General features: G+C 66.5%; 15 protein-coding genes. 2 read left to right on the forward strand and 13 right to left on the reverse strand.

Annotated features, from left to right (window positions below):
* Positions 1 to 10 precede the first annotated feature (10 nt).
* The 13 genes from rplW to ACX80L_RS01000 form a co-directional block, all read right to left on the reverse strand.
* The gene (rplW, locus tag ACX80L_RS00940) at positions 11 to 316 is read right to left on the reverse strand and encodes a 50S ribosomal protein L23 (RefSeq protein WP_026531955.1); all 306 of its coding nucleotides are present in this window, start codon (positions 314 to 316) and stop codon (positions 11 to 13) included.
* Complete coding sequence (gene rplD / locus ACX80L_RS00945) at positions 313 to 936, reverse strand: 50S ribosomal protein L4 (RefSeq protein ID WP_133082409.1); 624 nt, start codon at positions 934 to 936, stop codon at positions 313 to 315. Before rplD ends, rplW begins: the two co-directional genes overlap by 4 nt.
* Before the next feature lie 4 nt (positions 937 to 940).
* Complete coding sequence (rplC, locus tag ACX80L_RS00950) at positions 941 to 1,597, reverse strand: 50S ribosomal protein L3 (RefSeq protein ID WP_133082408.1); 657 nt, start codon at positions 1,595 to 1,597, stop codon at positions 941 to 943.
* Between the two features lie 16 nt (positions 1,598 to 1,613).
* Positions 1,614 to 1,922 carry a 30S ribosomal protein S10 gene (rpsJ, locus tag ACX80L_RS00955; RefSeq protein WP_026531952.1) on the reverse strand — a complete coding sequence of 103 codons (309 nt, stop codon included), beginning with the start codon at positions 1,920 to 1,922 and terminating at the stop codon, positions 1,614 to 1,616.
* Between the two features lie 488 nt (positions 1,923 to 2,410).
* Positions 2,411 to 3,601, reverse strand: coding sequence for an elongation factor Tu (gene tuf, locus ACX80L_RS00960; protein ID WP_104118804.1), 1,191 nt, complete (start codon positions 3,599 to 3,601; stop codon positions 2,411 to 2,413).
* Between the two features lie 206 nt (positions 3,602 to 3,807).
* The gene (fusA, locus tag ACX80L_RS00965) at positions 3,808 to 5,922 is read right to left on the reverse strand and encodes an elongation factor G (RefSeq protein ID WP_133082407.1); all 2,115 of its coding nucleotides are present in this window, start codon (positions 5,920 to 5,922) and stop codon (positions 3,808 to 3,810) included.
* An 87-nt stretch (positions 5,923 to 6,009) separates the two neighbouring features.
* Entirely contained in the window at positions 6,010 to 6,480 is a 471-nt protein-coding gene (gene rpsG, locus ACX80L_RS00970) for a 30S ribosomal protein S7 (protein WP_043440595.1), read from the reverse strand.
* Position 6,481: 1 nt separating this feature from the next.
* Positions 6,482 to 6,856 carry a 30S ribosomal protein S12 gene (rpsL, locus tag ACX80L_RS00975; RefSeq protein ID WP_043440593.1) on the reverse strand — a complete coding sequence of 125 codons (375 nt, stop codon included), beginning with the start codon at positions 6,854 to 6,856 and terminating at the stop codon, positions 6,482 to 6,484.
* 364 nt (positions 6,857 to 7,220) lie between these two features.
* The gene (locus ACX80L_RS00980) at positions 7,221 to 11,114 is read right to left on the reverse strand and encodes a DNA-directed RNA polymerase subunit beta' (protein ID WP_133082406.1); all 3,894 of its coding nucleotides are present in this window, start codon (positions 11,112 to 11,114) and stop codon (positions 7,221 to 7,223) included.
* Positions 11,115 to 11,289: 175 nt separating this feature from the next.
* Positions 11,290 to 14,799 carry a DNA-directed RNA polymerase subunit beta gene (gene rpoB / locus ACX80L_RS00985; RefSeq protein ID WP_133082405.1) on the reverse strand — a complete coding sequence of 1,170 codons (3,510 nt, stop codon included), beginning with the start codon at positions 14,797 to 14,799 and terminating at the stop codon, positions 11,290 to 11,292.
* A gap of 313 nt (positions 14,800 to 15,112) precedes the next feature.
* Positions 15,113 to 16,729, reverse strand: coding sequence for a phytoene desaturase family protein (gene crtI / locus ACX80L_RS00990; RefSeq protein WP_459287122.1), 1,617 nt, complete (start codon positions 16,727 to 16,729; stop codon positions 15,113 to 15,115).
* Entirely contained in the window at positions 16,726 to 17,625 is a 900-nt protein-coding gene (locus ACX80L_RS00995) for a phytoene/squalene synthase family protein (RefSeq protein WP_244185837.1), read from the reverse strand. The genes crtI and ACX80L_RS00995 overlap by 4 nt, the downstream gene beginning before the upstream one ends.
* Complete coding sequence (locus tag ACX80L_RS01000) at positions 17,626 to 18,693, reverse strand: polyprenyl synthetase family protein (RefSeq protein ID WP_133082403.1); 1,068 nt, start codon at positions 18,691 to 18,693, stop codon at positions 17,626 to 17,628.
* A gap of 121 nt (positions 18,694 to 18,814) precedes the next feature.
* Between ACX80L_RS01000 and idi the strand changes: the two genes are divergently transcribed.
* Together idi and ACX80L_RS01010 are read left to right on the forward strand one after the other, a co-directional pair.
* The gene (gene idi / locus ACX80L_RS01005) at positions 18,815 to 19,411 is read left to right on the forward strand and encodes an isopentenyl-diphosphate Delta-isomerase (RefSeq protein WP_244185839.1); all 597 of its coding nucleotides are present in this window, start codon (positions 18,815 to 18,817) and stop codon (positions 19,409 to 19,411) included.
* Positions 19,412 to 19,490: 79 nt separating this feature from the next.
* Complete coding sequence (locus ACX80L_RS01010; protein WP_459287125.1) at positions 19,491 to 20,690, forward strand: acetyl-CoA C-acetyltransferase; 1,200 nt, start codon at positions 19,491 to 19,493, stop codon at positions 20,688 to 20,690.
* Positions 20,691 to 20,772 lie beyond the last annotated feature (82 nt).

Genomic DNA, 20,772 nt, shown 5'->3' on the forward strand with positions numbered 1-20,772 from the left:
GGTCTCCGCTCTAGGAGAGCGGACCGCCGAAGATGTCGATCGAGCCCTCTTTGAGGGACACGATGGCACGCTTGGTGCCCTTGCGCTGGCCCCAGCCGAACTTGGTGCGCTTGCGCTTGCCAACCCGGTTGATGGTGTTGATGGAGTCGACCTTCACGGAGAAGATCTTCTCGACCGCCAGTTTGATTTCTTCCTTGTTCGAGCGGGGGTCGACCAGGAAGGTGTACTTGCCTTCGTCGATCAGGCCGTAGCTCTTCTCCGAGACGACGGGTGCAATGACGACGTCGCGCGGATCCTTTGCGATGGTGCCGCTCACTTGGCATCCTCCTCGGTGATGACAGCAGGCGTACCGACGAACTGGTCGTAGGCGGCCTTGGTGAAGATCACGTCGTCGGACACCAGCACGTCGTACGTGTTGAGCTGGTCTACATAGAGGACGTGTACCTCGGGGACGTTGCGCACCGACAGTGCTGCGACGTCGTTGGCACGCTCGATCACGACGAGCAGGCGGGGCCGCTCGGAGATCGCACGCAGGGTCTCGATGGCACCCTTGGTCGACGGCTTGCCGCCGGGAACGAGGGACTCGAGGACGTGGATACGGCCGTTGCGTGCCCGGTCCGAGAGCGCTCCGCGCAGGGCGGCGGCGATCATCTTCTTGGGGGTGCGCTGGCTGTAGTCGCGGGGGGTGGGTCCGTGGACGACACCGCCGCCGGTCATGTGGGGGGCGCGGATCGAACCCTGGCGGGCACGACCGGTTCCCTTCTGCTTGAACGGCTTGCGGCCTGCGCCACTGACCTCGGCGCGGGTCTTCGTCTTGTGCGTACCCTGGCGGGCGGCGGCAAGCTGAGCCACGACGACCTGGTGCAGCAGCGGCACGTTGGTCTGTGCGTCGAAGATCTCCGCGGGGAGATCGACGTTTACGGTGTTGGCAGCCATTTGGCTATGCTCCCTTCACGGCGGTGCGTACGAGGACGACCTGGCCGCGGGCGCCGGGGACGGCACCCTTGATCAGCAGCAGCGACTTCTCGGCGTCGACGGCGTGGACCCGGAGGTTCAGCGTGGTCTGACGAACGGCGCCCATGCGGCCTGCCATTTTCATTCCACGGAAGACGCGGCTGGGGGTGGATGCTCCACCGATGGAACCGGGCTTGCGGTGGTTCTTGTGTGCACCGTGTGAGGCTCCAACACCGTGGAACCCGTGGCGCTTCATGACACCGGCGAAGCCCTTGCCCTTGGTGGTGCCGATGACGTCGACGGTCTGGCCGGCCTCGAACATCTCGACGGAGAGTTCCTGGCCGAGCGAGTAGGTGTCGGCGTCGGACGTACGCAGTTCGACCACGTGACGGCGGGGCGTGACGCCTGCCTTGTCGAAGTGGCCGGCGAGCGGCTTGGTGACCTTGCGGGGATCGATCTGGCCGAAGCCGATCTGGACAGCGGTGTAGCCGTCCTTGTCCTCGCTGAGGAGCTGCGTGATGACGTTCGAGTCCGCCTGGACGACGGTCACGGGGATGAGGATGTTGTTCTCGTCCCAGACCTGGGTCATGCCGAGCTTGATGCCCAGCAGGCCCTTGACCTGGCGCGTAAGTGAAGTAGACATAGGTATCCGCTCTCCCTTACAGCTTGATTTCGATGTTCACGTCCGCAGGCAGGTCGAGACGCATCAGCGAATCGACGGCCTTGGGCGTGGGATCAATGATGTCGATCAGACGCTTGTGAGTACGCATTTCGAAGTGCTCACGGCTGTCCTTGTACTTGTGCGGGGACCGGATGACAACGAAAACGTTCTTCTCCGTGGGCAGGGGCACGGGGCCCACTACCGTTGCGCCTGCGCGCGTCACCGTCTCAACGATCTTCCGTGCTGAAACATCGATGACCTCGTGGTCATATGACTTCAGCCGGATGCGGATTTTTTGTCCCGCCATGGCGTCTCGACTCTCTCTCTACATAACTGCCTGGGCAGTTCCGGTACGTACGTACATTTCCTGCGTCCGTTGTACGACGCTTCCTGAGCAGACTGAATCCGGACAGATCCGGGTTCCTCACCCTGCCAGGGCTCCGACCCCCGCGCTCGGGCGTGTCGCACTTCCTGACACGCACGGTCCGCTGATTTCGGACGAGCCGAACGGGGTGGACTATATTTGGGCCCTGCGCCTCGGCGGACTCGATCCCTGCATCAGGCATTATCCTGACCGGGAAGAAGTCTCGAACCGCGCGCGCCGGCGCTTGAACAACTTATCCAGTGTGGCAGATTACCGCGATGATTGCGAACCGGGGTCCAGCGGGGTAGGGGTGATCTGTGCTACTGGGACGCCTCTCCCCCACCCCGGCGACAGGAAGGCCCCCGCCGTGGATACGGCGGGGGCCCTCTCGTCGCCTACCGGTCAGAGCCCGGTGGCTGGGTGATACCGAATTACTTCAGGATCTTGGTGACACGTCCCGAACCGACGGTGCGGCCGCCTTCGCGGATCGCGAAGCCGAGGCCCTCTTCCATGGCGATGGGCTGGATGAGCTCGACGGTCATCTCAGTGTTGTCGCCGGGCATGACCATCTCGGTGCCCTCGGGGAGGGTGATGACGCCGGTCACGTCCGTGGTGCGGAAGTAGAACTGCGGGCGGTAGTTCGAGTAGAACGGGTTGTGACGCCCACCCTCGTCCTTGGCCAGGATGTAGACGTTGGCCTCGAAGTCGGTGTGAGGGGTGATGGAACCCGGCTTCACGATGACCTGTCCGCGCTCTACGTCCTCGCGCTTGATGCCGCGGAGGAGCAGGCCACAGTTCTCGCCGGCCCAGGCCTCGTCGAGCTGCTTGTGGAACATCTCGATACCGGTGACCGTGGTCTTCTGGACCGGACGGATACCGACGATCTCGACCTCGGAGTTGATCGCGAGGGTTCCGCGCTCGGCGCGGCCGGTGACGACGGTTCCACGACCGGTGATCGTGAAGACGTCCTCGACGGGCATGAGGAAGGGCTTGTCCTTGTCGCGCACGGGGTCCGGCACGTTGTTGTCGACAGCTTCCATCAGTTCCTCGACGGACTTGACCCACTCGGGGTCGCCTTCGAGGGCCTTCAGGCCGGAGACGCGGACGACAGGAGCGTCGTCACCGTCGAAGCCCTGCGAGCTGAGCAGCTCGCGAACTTCCATCTCCACGAGGTCGAGGAGCTCTTCGTCGTCGACCATGTCGGACTTGTTCAGGGCGACCAGCAGGTAGGGGACACCGACCTGGCGGGCGAGCAGGACGTGCTCGCGGGTCTGGGCCATGGGACCGTCGGTGGCGGCGACAACGAGGATGGCACCATCCATCTGGGCCGCACCGGTGATCATGTTCTTGATGTAGTCGGCGTGACCGGGGGCGTCTACGTGTGCGTAGTGGCGCTTCTCGGTCTGGTACTCGACGTGCGAGATGTTGATCGTGATGCCGCGCTGCTTCTCCTCGGGAGCCGAGTCGATCGACGCGAAGTCACGCTGCTCGTTGAGGGTGGGGTACTTGTCGTACAGCACCTTGGAAATGGCAGCCGTCAACGTGGTCTTTCCATGGTCGACGTGACCGATGGTGCCGATGTTAACGTGCGGCTTAGTCCGCTCGAACTTTGCCTTCGCCACGGGTTCCTCCTAGAACGTTTGAGAAGATCTGCTTCCCAGCCGCGCTTTTCGCAGCTGAAACTCATGCAAGTCTACTGGGGGCTTTTGGTTTTGATGAAATTGCTCTGCACTGCCGGTCCGACTGGTCCTGCAGCTGGGGAGGAGGGCCGGCCTGCCCTGGGACAGGCCGGCCCTCGCTCCCCGTGGTCCCGCTTCCGGGAGGGGTACTACTCGCCGCGCGTCTTCTGGATGATCTCGTCGGCCACTGCCTTCGGGACCTCCGAGTAGCTGTCGAACTGCATCGAGTACACGGCACGACCCTGGGTCTTCGACCGCAGGTCACCGATGTAGCCGAACATGCCCGAGAGGGGCACGTGGGCGCGGATGACCTTGACGCCGCTTGCATCCTCCATGGACTGCATCTGGCCACGGCGGGAGTTCAGGTCACCGATGACTTCACCCATGTATTCCTCAGGGGTGCGGACCTCGACGTCCATGAGCGGCTCGAGCAGTACGGGCTGAGCCATCCGGGCGGCTTCCTTGAACGCCATGCGACCGGCGATCTTGAAGGCCATCTCGGAGGAGTCGACGTCGTGGTACGCGCCGTCGAGCAGCGTCGCCTTGATGCCGACCACGGGGTAGCCGGCGAGGACGCCGTCGTTGAGCGCGTCCTGGATGCCTGCATCGACACTCGGGATGTACTCGCGGGGCACGCGTCCACCGGTGACCTTGTTGTCGAACGAGTAGAGCTCGCCCTCGGCGGTGTCCAGCGGTTCGATCGCGATCTGGATCTTCGCGAACTGGCCCGAACCACCGGTCTGCTTCTTGTGCGTGTAGTCGTGCTTGGCGACGGCGCGCTTGATGGTCTCGCGGTAGGCCACCTGGGGCTTGCCGACGTTCGCCTCGACCTTGAACTCGCGGCGCATGCGGTCCACCAGGATGTCCAGGTGGAGCTCGCCCATGCCGGCGATGATCGTCTGCCCGGTGTCCTCGTTGAGGGACACCTGGAAGGTGGGATCCTCGGCCGAGAGCTTCTGGATGGCGGTGGAGAGCTTCTCCTGGTCACCCTTGGTCTTCGGCTCGATGGCCACCGAGATCACGGGCTCCGGGAAGCTCATGGACTCGAGGACGATCTGGTTCGCCGAGTCGGACAGGGTGTCACCGGTGGTGGTGTCCTTCAGGCCGATCGCGGCATAGATGTGGCCGGCAAGGGCTTCCTCGACGGGAATCTCCTTGTTGGCGTGCATCTGGAAGAGCTTGCCGATGCGCTCCTTCTTGGTCTTCGTGGAGTTCGTCACCTGCGTGCCGGCCGAGATCTGGCCGGAGTACACGCGGATGAAGGTCAGCTGCCCGAAGAAGGGGTGCGTGGCGACCTTGAACGCGAGTGCGGAGAAGGGCTCCTCCGTGCTGGGCTTGCGCGTCAGCTCGACCTCTTCGTTCCGGGGATCGTGGCCGATCATCGGGGGGACGTCGAGGGGCGAGGGCAGGTAGTCGATGACGGCGTCGAGCATCGGCTGCACACCGCGGTTCTTGAACGCGGAGCCGCAGAGGATCGGGTAGAGCTCTGAGTTGATCGTCATCTTGCGGATGCCGGCCTTCAGCTCCTCGATGGTGATCTCCTCACCCTCGAGGTACTTGTTCATGAGCTCGTCGGACGACTCGGCGACGGTCTCGACGAGCGTCGCGCGGTACTCCTCGGCCTTCGCCTGGAGGTCCGCCGGAATTTCCTGGATCTCGTACTTCGCACCCATGGTCACGTCACCCTTGGCATCGCCGGGCCACACGAGGGCACGCATGTAGAGCAGGTCGACGACGCCGATGAAGTCGTTCTCGGCACCGATGGGGAGCTGCAGCACGAGGGGCTTGGCGCCCAGGCGGCTGATGATCGTGTCGACGGTGAAGTAGAAGTCCGCGCCCAGCTTGTCCATCTTGTTGACGAAGCAGATGCGGGGGACCTCGTACTTGTCGGCCTGACGCCAGACGGTCTCCGACTGGGGCTCGACGCCCTCCTTGCCGTCGAACACGGCGACGGCGCCGTCGAGGACGCGCAGTGAGCGCTCGACCTCGACGGTGAAGTCGACGTGCCCGGGGGTGTCGATGATGTTGATCTGGTTGTTCTCCCAGAAGCAGGTGACGGCGGCGGACGTGATCGTGATGCCGCGCTCCTTCTCCTGTTCCATCCAGTCGGTGGTGGAGGCGCCGTCGTGCGTCTCGCCGATCTTGTGGTTGACACCCGTGTAGAACAGGATGCGCTCGGTAGTAGTGGTCTTGCCGGCATCGATGTGGGCCATGATGCCGATGTTGCGGACCTTGTTGAGGTCGGTAAGCACGTCCTGTGCCACGGTGTCTCCCTTATGACGAGAATGGAGTTCTGCTGGACCGCCGGCCGGGCCGGCCCTGGTGGGGTGACGGTCCGGCCGGCAGATCTGCTACCAGCGGTAGTGTGCGAAGGCCTTGTTCGACTCGGCCATCTTGTGCGTGTCCTCGCGGCGCTTGACTGCGGCACCGAGACCGTTGGAAGCGTCGAGGATCTCGTTCTGGAGGCGCTCCGTCATCGTCTTCTCGCGACGGGCCTTGGAGTAGCCGACGAGCCAGCGAAGGGCCAGGGCGGTCGAACGACCGGGCTTGACCTCGACGGGGACCTGGTAGGTGGCTCCACCGACACGGCGTGAGCGGACCTCGAGGGTCGGCTTCACGTTGTCCATGGCCTTCTTGAGGGCTGCGACGGGGTCGCCGCCGGACTTGGCGCGAGCACCTTCGAGGGCACCGTAGACGATGCGCTCTGCGGTGGACTTCTTGCCGTCGACGAGCACCTTGTTGATCAGCTGCGTGACCAGGGGTGAGCCGTAGACGGGATCTACAACGAGCGGCCGCTTCGGGGCCGGGCCCTTACGTGGCATATTACTTCTTCTCCATCTTTGCGCCGTAGCGGCTGCGAGCCTGCTTGCGGTTCTTCACGCCCTGGGTATCCAGTGCGCCACGGACGATCTTGTAGCGGACACCGGGGAGGTCCTTCACACGACCGCCGCGCACGAGCACGATGGAGTGTTCCTGAAGGTTGTGACCTACGCCGGGGATGTAGGCGGTGACTTCGATGCCACCGTTGAGGCGCACGCGGGCGACCTTGCGGAGAGCCGAGTTCGGCTTCTTGGGGGTGGTCGTGTAGACGCGGGTGCAGACGCCGCGCTTCATGGGGCTGCCCTTCAGTGCGGGCGCCTTGGTCTTGGAGACCTTAGGTGTCCGGCCCTTACGGACCAGCTGGTTGATCGTAGGCACTTTCGTGTTCTCCGTAATGTCTGAAGTGTTCTCTGTCGCCCGAATCCGCGGTCGCGGCGCCTTCGCAGGGCCGCTCCGTCCGGGGATCGGGATCATCAGTCGTTTGGCGCTTCGCCTACCAACGAACTGCCGCAGAACGACTGTAGGCGTGCGAAAATGTGGCATTCGCTGTACAACTTACGTACAACACGGAGATACGTTTCTCAACGCCGATCCACTGCCACACAAACAATTGCTGTCAAGTCTACCAGAGATCGGCGGAGGGCCCTCCCGCCGGCCGCTCCCCCGCATGGTGGGGACCCCGCGAGGGGACGGGAAAGGCCCCGGACCAGGAGGTCCGGGGCCTTTCCGTCGACAGTCGGGATCAGCGGAAGTCGCTGTTGCCCATGTCGTAGTCGTCCAGCGGGATGGCGTGGAACTCGGGGCTCAGGCCGCCCTCGACACCGGCGTAGTCGAAGTCGCTGAACGCGCTCGGACCGGTGAACAGGTTCGCCTTGGCTTCCTCGGTGGGCTCGACCGTGACCTTCGTGTAGCGGTCCAGACCGGTACCGGCCGGGATGAGCTTGCCGATGATCACGTTCTCCTTGAGGCCGAGCAGCGGATCGCTCTTGCCTTCCATGGCGGCCTGCGTGAGGACACGCGTGGTCTCCTGGAAGGAAGCGGCCGACAGCCACGACTCGGTGGCGAGCGACGCCTTGGTGATACCCATGAGCTCGGGCCGGCCTGAGGCCGGCTTCTTGCCCTCGGACACCACGCGGCGGTTCTCGTCCTCGAAGCGGCGACGCTCGGCGAGCTCACCGGGGAGCAGGTCCGACTCGCCGGACTCGATCACGGTGACGCGACGCAGCATCTGGCGGACGATGACCTCCACGTGCTTGTCGTGGATGCCCACACCCTGGCTGCGGTACACGCGCTGCACCTCGTCGACCAGGAACTCCTGGGCCTTGCGGGGGCCGAGGATGCGCAGGATCTGCTTCGGGTCGACCGCGCCGAAGACGAGCTGCTGCCCGACCTCGACGTGCTCGCCGTCGGCGACCAGCAGGCGCGCACGGCGCAGGACCGGGTACGCGATCTCCTCGGAGCCGTCGTCGGGGGTGACCACCAGGCGAAGCTGCTTCTCGGCATCCTCGATGGTGACGCGCCCTGCGACCTCGGAGATCGGGGCGACACCCTTGGGTGTACGCGCCTCGAAGAGCTCCTGGATACGGGGCAGACCCTGGGTGATGTCCTCCGCGGAGGCGACACCGCCGGTGTGGAAGGTACGCATGGTGAGCTGCGTGCCGGGCTCACCGATCGACTGCGCGGCGATGATGCCGACGGCCTCTCCGATGTCCACGGTCTTGCCTGTCGCGAGCGACCGGCCGTAGCAGAGCGCACACGTTCCGACACTGGACTCGCAGGTGAGCACGGAACGCACCTTGATGTCCGAGATACCGGCCTCGAACAGTTCACCGATGAGCACGTCTCCGACGTCGGAGCCCGCGGCAGCGAGCACCTCGCCCTTGGAGTCGACGACGTCGGTGGCCAGCGTACGGGCGTATGCCGAGTTCTCGACCTCCTCGTGCAGCACCAGCTCGCCGTCGGCGTTCGGTACGGCGATCGTGACCTTCAGGCCGCGCTCGGTGCCGCAGTCGTCCTCGCGGACGATGACGTCCTGCGAGACGTCGACCAGGCGTCGGGTCAGGTAACCCGAGTTGGCCGTACGCAGGGCGGTGTCGGCGAGGCCCTTACGGGCACCGTGCGTCGCGATGAAGTACTCCAGGACCGACAGGCCCTCGCGGTACGAGGACTTGATCGGACGAGGGATGATCTCACCCTTGGGGTTGGCCACGAGGCCACGGATACCGGCGATCTGGCGGACCTGCAGCCAGTTACCACGGGCACCGGAGGACACCATGCGGTTGATGGTGTTGTCCTTCGGCATCGCGGCGCGCATGGACGCGGCGACCTCGTTGGTCGCCTTGTTCCAGATGTCGATGAGCTCCTGGCGGCGCTCCTCGTCGGCGATGAGGCCCTTGTCGAACTGCGACTGGACCTTGGCGGCCTGCGTCTCGTAGCCCTCCATGATGCCGGCCTTGTTGATCGGCGCGGAGATGTCCGAGATGGCGACGGTGACGCCCGAGCGGGTGGCCCAGTAGAAACCGGCGTCCTTCAGGTTGTCCAGCGTGGCGGCCGTGACGACCTTCGGGTAGCGCTCCGCGAGATCGTTGACGATCGTCGAGAGCTGGCCCTTGTCGGCGACCTTCTCCACCCAGGGGTAGTCCTCGGGGAGGGTGTCGTTGAACAGGACCTGTCCGAGGGAGGTCTCGATCAGTGCAGGGGTACCGGGCTCCCAGCCCTCGGGCGCAGCGATGTCGGCGCTGGGTACGAAGTTGGGGACGCGGATCCGGACGACCGAGTTCAGGTGCAGCTCACCGGAGTCGTGGGCCATGATGGCCTCGGACGGGCTGGTGAAGACGCGGCCTTCGCCGGCACTCCCCTCACGCTTGGTGGTGAGGTGGTGCAGACCGATGATCATGTCCTGCGAGGGCAGGGTGACCGGACGGCCGTCGGACGGCTTCAGGATGTTGTTCGAGGAGAGCATCAGGATGCGCGCCTCGGCCTGGGCCTCGGGGCTCAGCGGCAGGTGGACTGCCATCTGGTCGCCGTCGAAGTCCGCGTTGAACGCACCACAGACCAGCGGGTGCAGCTGGAGGGCCTTGCCTTCGACCAGCTGCGGCTCGAACGCCTGGATGCCGAGCCGGTGCAGGGTGGGTGCGCGGTTCAGCAGCACGGGGTGCTCGGTGATGATCTCTTCGAGGACGTCCCACACCTGGGGGCGGTAACGCTCGACCATGCGCTTGGCGCTCTTGATGTTCTGCGCGTGGTTGAGGTCCACCAGGCGCTTCATCACGAACGGCTTGAAGAGCTCCAGGGCCATCTGCTTGGGCAGACCGCACTGGTGCAGCTTCAGCTGCGGGCCGACGACGATGACCGAACGGCCCGAGTAGTCCACGCGCTTGCCGAGGAGGTTCTGGCGGAAGCGACCCTGCTTGCCCTTGAGCATGTCCGAGAGGGACTTCAGGGGACGGTTGCCCGGTCCGGTGACGGGACGGCCACGGCGGCCGTTGTCGAACAGGGAGTCGACCGCTTCCTGCAGCATGCGCTTCTCGTTGTTCACGATGATCTCGGGTGCACCGAGGTCGAGCAGTCGCTTCAGGCGGTTGTTGCGGTTGATGACGCGGCGGTACAGGTCGTTGAGGTCAGACGTCGCGAAACGGCCGCCGTCGAGCTGGACCATGGGGCGCAGTTCCGGCGGGATCACCGGCACGGCGTCGAGGACCATGCCCAGCGGGCTGTTGGTCGTCGTCAGGAACGCGTTGACCACCTTGAGGCGCTTCAGGGCACGCGTCTTGCGCTGGCCCTTGCCGTTCTGGATGATGTCGCGCAGCAGCTCGGCCTCGGCCGGCATGTCGAAGTTCTCGAGGCGCTTCTTGATCGCCTCGGCGCCCATGGAGCCCTCGAAGTACAGTCCGTAGCGGTCGCGCAGCTCGCGGTAGAGTCCTTCGTCGCCCTCGAGGTCTGCGACCTTGAGGCTCTTGAAGCGGTCCCACACCTGGACGAGGCGCTCGATGTCGGCGTCGGCACGCTTGCGGACGTTCGCCATCTGGCGGTCGGCCGAGTCGCGGGCCTTCTTCTTGTCGGCAGCCTTGGCGCCTTCACCCTCGAGACGGGCGAGCTCGTCCTCGAGGTCCTTGGCGATCGCGGCGATGTCGGCGTCGCGCTGGTCCGTCATCTGCTTCTTCTCGAGGTCGTGCTCGGCCTGGAGGTTCGGCAGTTCGGCGTGGCGGTTCTCCTCGTCGACCGAGGTGATCATGTAGGCGGCGAAGTAGATGACCTTCTCGAGGTCCTTCGGTGCCAGGTCGAGGAGGTAACCCAGGCGCGAGGGAACGCCCTTGAAGTACCAGATGTGCGTCACGGGAGCGGCGAGCTCGATGTGGCCCATGCGCTCGCGGCGCACCTTGGCACGGGTGACCTCGACGCCGCAGCGCTCGCAGATGATGCCCTTGAAGCGCACGCGCTTGTACTTGCCGCAGTAGCACTCCCAGTCACGGGAAGGGCCGAAGATCTTCTCGCAGAAGAGGCCGTCCTTCTCGGGCTTGAGGGTGCGGTAGTTGATGGTTTCCGGCTTCTTGACCTCGCCGTAAGACCAGCCGCGGATTTCGTCCGCGGTGGCAAGGCCGATTCGCATGAGGCCGAAGGAGGATTCGCTGGACATAGGGTCCCTGTTCTCTCTTTGTTCTCTAAATTCTTGAAGTCTTATGGGTGCGGCGGGGGTCCAGGCCCTGCGCCGGACCGGTGTTCGAGGAAGCGGCCTTCAATATTTCAAGGCCGTCCGCGGCCGCCGGAAATTTCGTTGGCCGCGTTCGAACACCGGTTCGACGGGGTGAAACCTAGACTTCCTCGACAGAACTCGGCTCGGCCCGTGAGAGGTCGATGCCCAGTTCCTCCGCGGCCCGGAAGACTTCTTCATCCGAGTCACGCATCTCGATCGTGGTGCCGTCGGTGGAGAGGACTTCCACGTTCAGGCAGAGCGACTGCATTTCCTTGATGAGGACCTTGAAGGACTCGGGAACGCCCGGCTCGGGGATGTTCTCGCCCTTGACGATGGCCTCGTACACCTTGACGCGTCCGTGGATGTCGTCCGACTTGATGGTCAGGAGTTCCTGCAGCGTGTAGGCCGCACCGTAGGCCTCGAGGGCCCACACTTCCATCTCACCGAAGCGCTGTCCGCCGAACTGCGCCTTACCACCCAGCGGCTGCTGCGTGATCATCGAGTACGGGCCGGTGGAGCGCGCATGGATCTTGTCGTCCACCAGGTGGTGGAGCTTCAGGATGTACATGTAGCCGACGGAGATCGGATCCGGGAAGGGTTCGCCGGAGCGACCGTCGAACAGGCGCGCCTTGCCGGACTCGCCGATGAGGCGCTCTCCGTCGCGGGTGACGTTCGTGGAACCGAGCAGGCCGACGATCTCGTCCTCGGTGGCGCCGTCGAACACGGGGGTTGCGACGGTGGTCGAGGAGATCTCCCGGGGGAGGTTCGGGAGGTTCTTGAGCCACTCCGGCTCGCCCTCGATCTTCCAGCCCTGCTTGGCTGCCCAGCCGAGGTGGATCTCGAGCACCTGGCCGACGTTCATGCGTCCGGGAACACCGAGCGGGTTCAGGACGATGTCGACGGGGGTGCCGTCCTCGAGGAACGGCATGTCCTCGATCGGGAGGATCTTGGAGATGACGCCCTTGTTGCCGTGGCGGCCCGCGAGCTTGTCACCGTCCGTGATCTTGCGCTTCTGTGCCACGTAGACGCGGACCAGCTGGTTGACGCCCGGGGGCAGTTCGTCGTCGTTGTCGCGGTCGAAGATGCGAACACCGATGACCGTGCCGGACTCGCCGTGGGGGACCTTCAGCGAGGTGTCGCGGACTTCGCGGCTCTTTTCGCCGAAGATGGCGCGCAGCAGTCGCTCCTCGGGGGTCAGCTCGGTCTCACCCTTGGGGGTGACACGGCCGACGAGGATGTCGCCGGCTTCGACCTCGGCACCGATGTGGATGATGCCGCGCTCGTCGAGCGCGCCGAGGACCTCCTCGGAGACGTTCGGGATGTCGCGGGTGATCTCCTCGGCACCGAGCTTGGTGTCGCGGGCATCGACCTCGTGCTCCTCGATGTGGATGGACGTCAGGACATCGTCGGAGACGATGCGCTGCGACAGGATGATCGCGTCCTCGAAGTTGTGACCTTCCCAGGACATGAACGCCACGAGCATGTTCTTGCCGAGCGCGAGCTCGCCCTGGTCCGTGGAGGGACCGTCGGCAATGATCGTGTTGTACTCGACGCGGTCGCCCTCGGAGACCAGGACGCGCTGGTTGTACGCGTTGCCCTGGTTCGAGCGGGCGAACTTCATGATCGGGTAGTTCGTCTCCGTGCCGTCGTCGTTGAGGACGCCGACCAGGTCGGCGGACACCTCCTTGACCACGCCCGCCTTCGTCGCGGTGACGGCGTCACCGGCGTCGACGGCTGCGTTCTTCTCCATGCCGGTGCCCACGAGGGGACGCTCGGAACGGAGCAGGGGCACGGCCTGGCGCTGCATGTTCGCACCCATGAGGGCGCGGTTGGCGTCGTCGTGCTCCAGGAACGGGATCATCGCGGTCGCGACGGACACCATCTGGCGCGGGGAGACGTCCATGTACTCGACCTCGGCGGGCTCGACGAGCACGGGCTCACCGGAACCACCACGCGTCCGCACGAGGACCATGTCCTCGGTGAACGTGCTGTTCGCGTCGAGGGGCGCGTTCGCCTGGGCGATGAGGCGCTCCACCTCGTCGTCGGCGGTCAGGTAGTCGATCTGGTCGGTGACGATGCCGTCGACGACCTTGCGGTACGGGGTCTCGATGAAGCCGAACGCGTTGATGCGGCCGTACGAGGCGAGCGAACCGATGAGGCCGATGTTCGGGCCTTCAGGGGTCTCGATGGGGCACATGCGGCCGTAGTGCGAGGGGTGGACGTCTCGGACTTCCATGCCTGCACGGTCACGGGACAGGCCACCCGGGCCCAGCGCGGACAGGCGACGCTTGTGCGTCAGGCCGGCGAGCGGGTTGTTCTGGTCCATGAACTGCGACAGCTGGGAGGTTCCGAAGAACTCCTTGATCGCGGCGACGACGGGGCGGATGTTGATCAGGGTCTGCGGCGTGATGGCCTCGACGTCCTGGGTGGTCATCCGCTCGCGGACGACGCGCTCCATGCGGGACAGGCCGGTGCGGACCTGGTTCTCGATGAGCTCGCCCACGGCGCGGATGCGGCGGTTGCCGAAGTGGTCGATGTCGTCGACCTCGACGCGGAGCTCCACGTCCTCGCCGTCGCGCTTGCCGCCGAGGGTCTTGTCACCGGCGTGCAGGGCGACCAGGAACTTGATCATCGCGACGATGTCGTCGATGTTGAGCACCGAGGCGTCGGAATCGGTGAGGTCCTTGTCGATCCCGAGCTTGCGGTTGATCTTGTACCGGCCGACCTTGGCCAGGTCGTAGCGCTTCGGGTTGAAGTACAGGTTGTCCAGGAGGGTCTGGGCAGCCTCGACCGTGGGGGGCTCGCCCGGACGGAGCTTGCGGTAGATGTCGAGGAGGGCGTCCTCGCGGGTCTCCGTCGCGTCCTTCTCCATGGTGGCGCGGATGGAGTCGTACTGGCCGAACTCCTCGAGGATCTGGCCCTCGGTCCAGCCGAGCGCCTTGAGGAGCACGGTGACGGACTGCTTGCGCTTGCGGTCGAGCCGGACGCCGACCTGGTCGCGCTTGTCGATCTCGAGCTCGAACCAGGCACCGCGCGACGGGATGATCTTCGCGCTGAAGATGTCCTTGTCGCTGGTCTTGTCGGCGGTGCGCTCGAAGTAGGCACCCGGCGAACGGACGAGCTGCGACACGACGACGCGCTCGGTGCCGTTGATGACGAAGGTGCCCTTGTCGGTCATGAGGGGGAAGTCACCCATGAACACGGTCTGCTGCTTGATCTCGCCCGTGTTGTTGTTCATGAACTCGGCCTTGACGTACAGCGGGGCGGAGTAGGTCGCGTCGCGATCCTTGCACTCGGCCATCGTGTACTTGGGGTCGGCGAACTCCGGCTCGGAGAAGCTCAGGGACATGGTGCCCTGGAAGTCCTCGATCGGGGAGATCTCTTCGAAGATGTCGGCCAGCCCGGAGGTGGTGGCCAGACCCTGCAGTCCCTTTTCCAGCGCTTCCTCAACGCGGGCCTTCCAGCGCTCGTTGCCGACGAGCCAGTCGAAGCTGTCCGTCTGGAGGGCGAGAAGATTGGGAACTTCAAGCGGTTCGTGAATCTTTGCGAATGAGAGCCGGGGTGCGGCGCCGTCGGCGTCGACCTGGCTGGTAGCGGTTGCATTATTAGAGGTGCTCGGGGCGACCAAGAGGGATCCTTCCACAGACCGTCAGGCTTGTCAGCGCTTTCGCCTCAGCACCGCCACCGCAGTATGCTGCGGGGATCTCAGTGCTCACCAGAGTCCGCCCGCGTGAACCCCACCATGTGGCCAGGTTAAACGACGAGAGCAGAGCAAAGCCCACCGCTATATGAAGGCTGAGGTTTAGAGGGAAGACGCAAAGAACTACGTTACGGCACGCGCAGCGAAAAGTCCAATACCCCTCTCCCCCTTCATGCGTCAAGCCCGCCACGCCTGGTGGGGAGGAAGACCGGCCGGTACCAGCCGGCGGCAGGAGCCGTTCCTAGCCGGCGGCAGGCTCCGGCAGCGGGCCCGTACTGGTGTCACCCCGCAGCCGCTTGACGATGAGCTCCGCGCTGATGAGGCACATGGGGATCCCGATGCCGGGGACGGTCGAGCTCCCCGCGTAGAACAGGTTCCCCACCCTGGCGCTGCGGTTCGAGCCGCGGAAGAACGCGCTCTGCTTCAGGATGTGCGCCGGCCCGAGGGAGGTGCCGCGCCACGCGTTGAGGTCGTCGGCGAAGTCCTGGGGGCCGTAGCTGCGACGGACCACGATGCGCTCGGCGAGGTCCGGGATGCCGGCCCACTCGGCGATCTGCCCGATGACGGTGTCCGCGAGCTCCTCGACCCGCGCGTCTCCCCCGCGCTCCACGCCGCCCCTGCCGATCGTGACATCGGCCGGGATGGGCACGAGCACGAAGACGTTCTCGTGTCCCTCGGGGGCCACGGATCCGTCGGTCGCGCTGGGGCGGCAGACGTAGAGCGACGCCGGCGAGGGCACCGAGGTCTCCTTGCCGAAGATGCGTCCGAAGTTGTCGCGCCAGTCCGTGGTGAACAGCAGCGTGTGGTGTTCGAGCTGCGGCAGCCCGCCCCGCACGCCCAGGTACAGCAGCAGGGCGCTGGGCCCGGGAACGCGCTTGTCCCAGTACGTCTCCGGGTAGGTCTGCAGGTCCGCCGGCAGCAGCGTGGTCTCGGTGTGGTGGAGGTCCGCGGCGGACACGACGATGTCCGCGCCGATCGACGTCGTCGTACCGTCCGCGCGGTAGGTGACGCCGCGGACCGTCGCCGTCCGCCGGTCGATCGGGGACCGCCCGGGTGTGCGGGCCTCGGTGTCGATCGACACGACGTCGGCGCCCGTGCGGATCTCGACGCCGGCGGACGTCGCGACGCGGCGCATGGCATCGATGAGCGTGGTGAACCCGCCCATCGGGTAGAGCACCCCGTCGTCGAGGTCGAGGTGGCTCATGAGGTGGTACATGCTCGGCGCGTCGAAGGGTGAGCTGCCGAGGAAGACCGCGGGATAGCCGAGGATCTGCTGGATGCGTGGGTCCTTGAAGCGCTTCTCCACGAAGGACTGCAGGGGCTGCAGGAGCAGCGAACCGATCCTCGGGAGCCTGCGCAGGACGTCCGGCCGGAGGAACGGGAGGAAGGACTGGAAGGTCGAGTAGAGGAAGCGCCGCTTGGCGATCTCGTACGCGTCCTCGGCGGAGTCGAGGTATTTCGACAGCTGCTCGCCGGCGCCGGCCTCCAGGGACTCGAAGAGCTTCGTCACGGCCTCGCGCTCGGCCGGGACGTCGACCGCTCCCCCGGCCTCGAAGACCACACGGTAGCCGGGATCGAGCTTCACGAGCTCAAGCTGCTCGGCGGCGCTCGTGCCCATCAGTTTGAAGAAGTGGTCGATCACCTCCGGCATCAGGTACCAGGAGGGGCCCGTGTCGAAGCGGAAGCCGTCCTGCTCCCACGAGCCCGCGCGGCCACCGACCTGTCCGCGCTTCTCGAGCAGGGTGACGCTGTGGCCCTCCCGTGCCAGCAGGGCCGACGTCGCCAGACCGCCGATCCCGCCGCCGATCACGACGACGTCCCTGGCGCCCACGCGTGTACCGCTGTCCTGAGGTGTCATGCCGTCCTCTCCTGCGCGGCAGGTTCCGGTACCGCGCGACCGGTGAAAGCTCGGGCAAAAATGCGGACCTTGACCGGGTTCGGGACCCGGATCCGCGCCCGGAGGAGGTCCTCCGCGGGGGTGCGGCGCAGCCTGGCCGCGAGCTCGGTGAACAGGCCCTGCGCCAGCGCCACGGCCCGTCGGGGGGTGGGGGGCAGCCCGGGGAGCGCTGCAGCCGAGATGCGCAGGTCCTCGTCGATGTCGTCGAGGAGCCTGATCTTGTCGGCCTCCGAGAAGCTGCCGGGGCGGATCCCCGGGAAGTAGCTGCGCCCGAGGGTCGAGAAGTCCTCGGCGAGGTCCCTCAGGAAGTTGATCTTCTGGAATGCGGCGCCGAGGTGCCTGGCCCCGTCGACGAGCACGGCGTCCTCCGCCGCCGTCACCGGGCGGTCGACGAGGAAGGCCCGCAGGCACATCAGCCCGACCACCTCGGCGGACCCGTAGACGTACAGCGCGAAGGATTCCGGGGTGTGCTCGCGCTGGGTGAGGTCGGCCCGCATCGAGGCGAAGAAGGGCCTGGTGAGGTCCACCCCGATGCCTGTCGCGCGGGCGGTGATGGCGAAGGCGTGCACCACGAGGTTGGCGCTGTAGCCGGTGCCCATCGCGTTCTCGGTCTCGCGTTCCAGACCGTCGAGGAGGTTCTCGACGTCGGCCGCCGCCAGCCCGGCGCCCGCGGCGGCTCCGTCGACGATCTCATCGGCGACCCGGACGAGCGCGTACACCGCCTCGATGGCGCTGCGGGTCGGCCGGTCCAGGATGCGCGAGGCCATCCCGAAGGAGGTCGAGTAGCAGCGGATCACCTCGGCGGAGGTCTTCAGCGCGGCCGCGTCGTAGCGTGCGAGGGAGTCGTCGATGCCCACTCAGTGCACCCGGTCCACGACGGCCGTCACCACGGGGTGGAGGGCGGAGCGCAGGGTGGCGGGCACGGCGTCGGACTCGAGGTGGGCGCGGGCCCGGGCGGCGTACTGAGCGGCGAGGTCCACGGAGTAGTCCCGCGCCCCGCTGTCCACGAGGACGCGCCGCACGTGGTCGGCGTCCGATGCGGACATCCCCGAGTCCCCGACGAGCGACGAGATGCTCTCCCACTCGGGACGGGCCGCGACATAGGACATCAGGGCGGTCCGCTTGCCCTCGCGCAGGTCGCCCCAGTTCGTCTTCCCGGTGCGCGTCTCGTTGCCGAACACACCGAGCAGGTCGTCGGCGATCTGGTAGGCGATCCCGGCGTCGCGCCCGAAGTCGCCGAGGCGGCCGATGACCTCCTCGTCCGCGCCCGCCAGCACGGCGCCGGCCTGCAGCGGCCCCTCGAAGGAGTAGACGGAGGTCTTCAGTCGCGCCATCTGCACGATGTCCTCGAGCGGCGGCATCGCGCTGGTCAGGGAGGTCTCGATGTCGAGGAACTCCCCCGCCGCGGATGCGAAGACCGCTTCGTCGAGGATCTCGCCGAGGCGGCGCCTGGTCGCAGCCGGCGCGTCGGCCCGCTCGAGCAGGCGGTACGCGTTGGACAGCGCGAGGTCACCGGCGATGACCCCCGCGGAGAAGCCGATGTGGCGCGCGCCGTCGGGCGACAGTCCCGCGTCCTCCGCGATGGCCCGGTACCGGCCGGAGACGTTGGGGATGCCGCGGCGGATGAAGTCGCGGTCGATCACGTCGTCGTGCACGATCAGCGCGGTGTGCAGCATCTCGAAGGCCGCGCCGACCTCGGCCGCGTTGTCGAGGTCGGTGCCTCCGAGCATCTGGTAGGCGGACATCACCAGCCGGGGCCGGAAGCGCTTCCCCCCTGCCGTGCACCGCTCGAGGGTCTCCCACAGGGCGTGGTACCCGGGTCCGATCTTCGCGGCGCGGACCTTGGACTCGTCGAAGAACCGGGCGAGGGCGCCCTCCACCTGCTCGAGCCCGGCGGGCGCGACCAGCAGAGTGTCCATGTCCATAGGTAAAGTAAACAACGGATAGTGCGCCGCTGACGAAACACAGGGCGTAGGCTGCCCGGCCGGTCGGCCGGGGGCAGCGGACTCCGCCCAGTGTGCGGACGATCAGCGGAGGAGAGCCACGATGGCCAGCGAGACGGGCACCATGCAGCAATCGGCGGCGGACGGCACGGGCCACGAGGTGGTGGTGCTGCTCGCCGAGGACGGCACCGCGCTCGGCACGCACGACAAGGCGACCGTCCACACACCCGACACCCCGCTCCACCTCGCCTTCTCCACGCACGTGTTCGACGACGCCGGGCGCATCCTCGTGACGCGCCGTGCCCTGTCGAAGAAGGCCTGGCCCGGGGTCTGGACCAATTCCTTCTGCGGGCACCCCGCCCCGGGGGAGACCTTCGAGGCAGCCGTCCACCGGCGTGCGGCCCAGGAGCTCGGCTTCGCCGTGAGGGACATCAGGCCCGCGCTCCCCGACTTCAGGTATCGCGCCGTCGATGCGTCCGGCATCGTCGAGAACGAGATCTGCCCCGTCTACACGGCGGTCGCGGACAGCGCCGTGGATCCGCTGCCCGACGAGGTCATGGACTACCAGTGGGCCGACGCCGCCGGACTCGTGCGGGCCGTCACCGCGACGCCGTGGGCGTTCAGCCCCTGGCTCACCCTCCAGCTCCCCCTGCTCTACCCGCAGGGCGCCGAGGGCCCCGGCCCCCGCGACCTCCCCTGACGACGCCGGCTCCGGGGTCCGCAGCTCTGAGCCATAGTCTTGTAGCGGCACCATTTCAACGACGAAAGAGAGTATCGCCATGGCGACACCCACGCCATCCCCCGACGACGTCGTTCTCGTCGGCGGCGCCCGCACACCCCTCGGACGCCTCAACGGACAACTCGCCTCCTTCACCGCCGTCGAGCTCGGCGCGCTCGCTATCACCGGCGCACTGGACCGGGCCGGTGTCGAACCCGCCGCCGTGGACGCCGTCATCCTGGGCCACGTGGTGCAGGCGGGCTGTGGACAGAATCCGGCACGACAGTCGGCCGTGAAGGCGGGCATCCCCTGGAACGTCCCGGCCGTCACCCTCAACAAGGTCTGCCTCTCCGGGCTCACGGCCGTGATCGACGCGGCCCGCCTGATCCGCAGCGGTGAGGCGCGTGTCGTGGTGGCCGGGGGCCAGGAGTCGATGACGCGTGGACCCCACCTGCTGCCCGGCTCCCGCCAGGGCTGGAACTACGGCTCCATCTCCGCCCTGGACTCGGTGGCCCACGACGGACTGACCGATGCCTTCGACCACGACTCGATGGGTGCCTCGACGGAACGCGGCAACGTACGCCTCGAGATCGACCGCACGGCCCAGGATGCGGTGGCCGCGGCCTCGCACCAGCGCGCGGCGGCCGCTACCGACAGCGGTGTCCTCGCCGAGGAGATCGTCCCCGTCACCGTCCGGCAGCGGAAGGGCGACGACGTCGTCCTCACCACGGACGAGGGCATCCGGCCCGCGACGACCGTCGAGTCGCTTGCGAAGCTCCGGCCGGCGTTCAACCCGGACGGGGCGATCACGGCCGGCAACTCGTCGCCCCTGTCCGACGGCGCGGCGGCCCTCGTGGTCACCACGCGCGCCTATGCCGAGGAGAAGGGCTTGGGAGTCCTCGCCGTCGTCGGACGTCCGGGCCAGGTCGCGGGCCCGGACAACACCCTGCACTCCCAGCCGTCCGAGGCCATCAAGCAGGCGCTCGACCGGGCCGGGTGGACGGCGTCGGACCTCGACTTCATCGAGATCAACGAGGCCTTCGGGTCCGTGGCCGTCCAGTCCCTCAGGGACCTCGACTACCCGCTGGAGCAGTGCAACATCCACGGCGGAGCCATCGCCCTGGGTCACCCGATCGGCGCTTCGGGGACGCGCCTGGCGCTGCATGCAGCCATGGAGCTCGCCCGGCGCGGGTCGGGGAGATCCGCCGTGAGCCTCTGTGGCGGCGGCGGTCAGGGAGAGGCCCTGCTCCTCTGGCGTTGAGGGTCCGTTCGGGCCATCCGGGTGCAGACACGAAAAAGCCCCGCTTCACCGGAAGCGGGGCTTTTTCGTGTCTGCGACGGGC

This window comes from Arthrobacter sp. MDT1-48-3 (assembly GCF_054511015.1).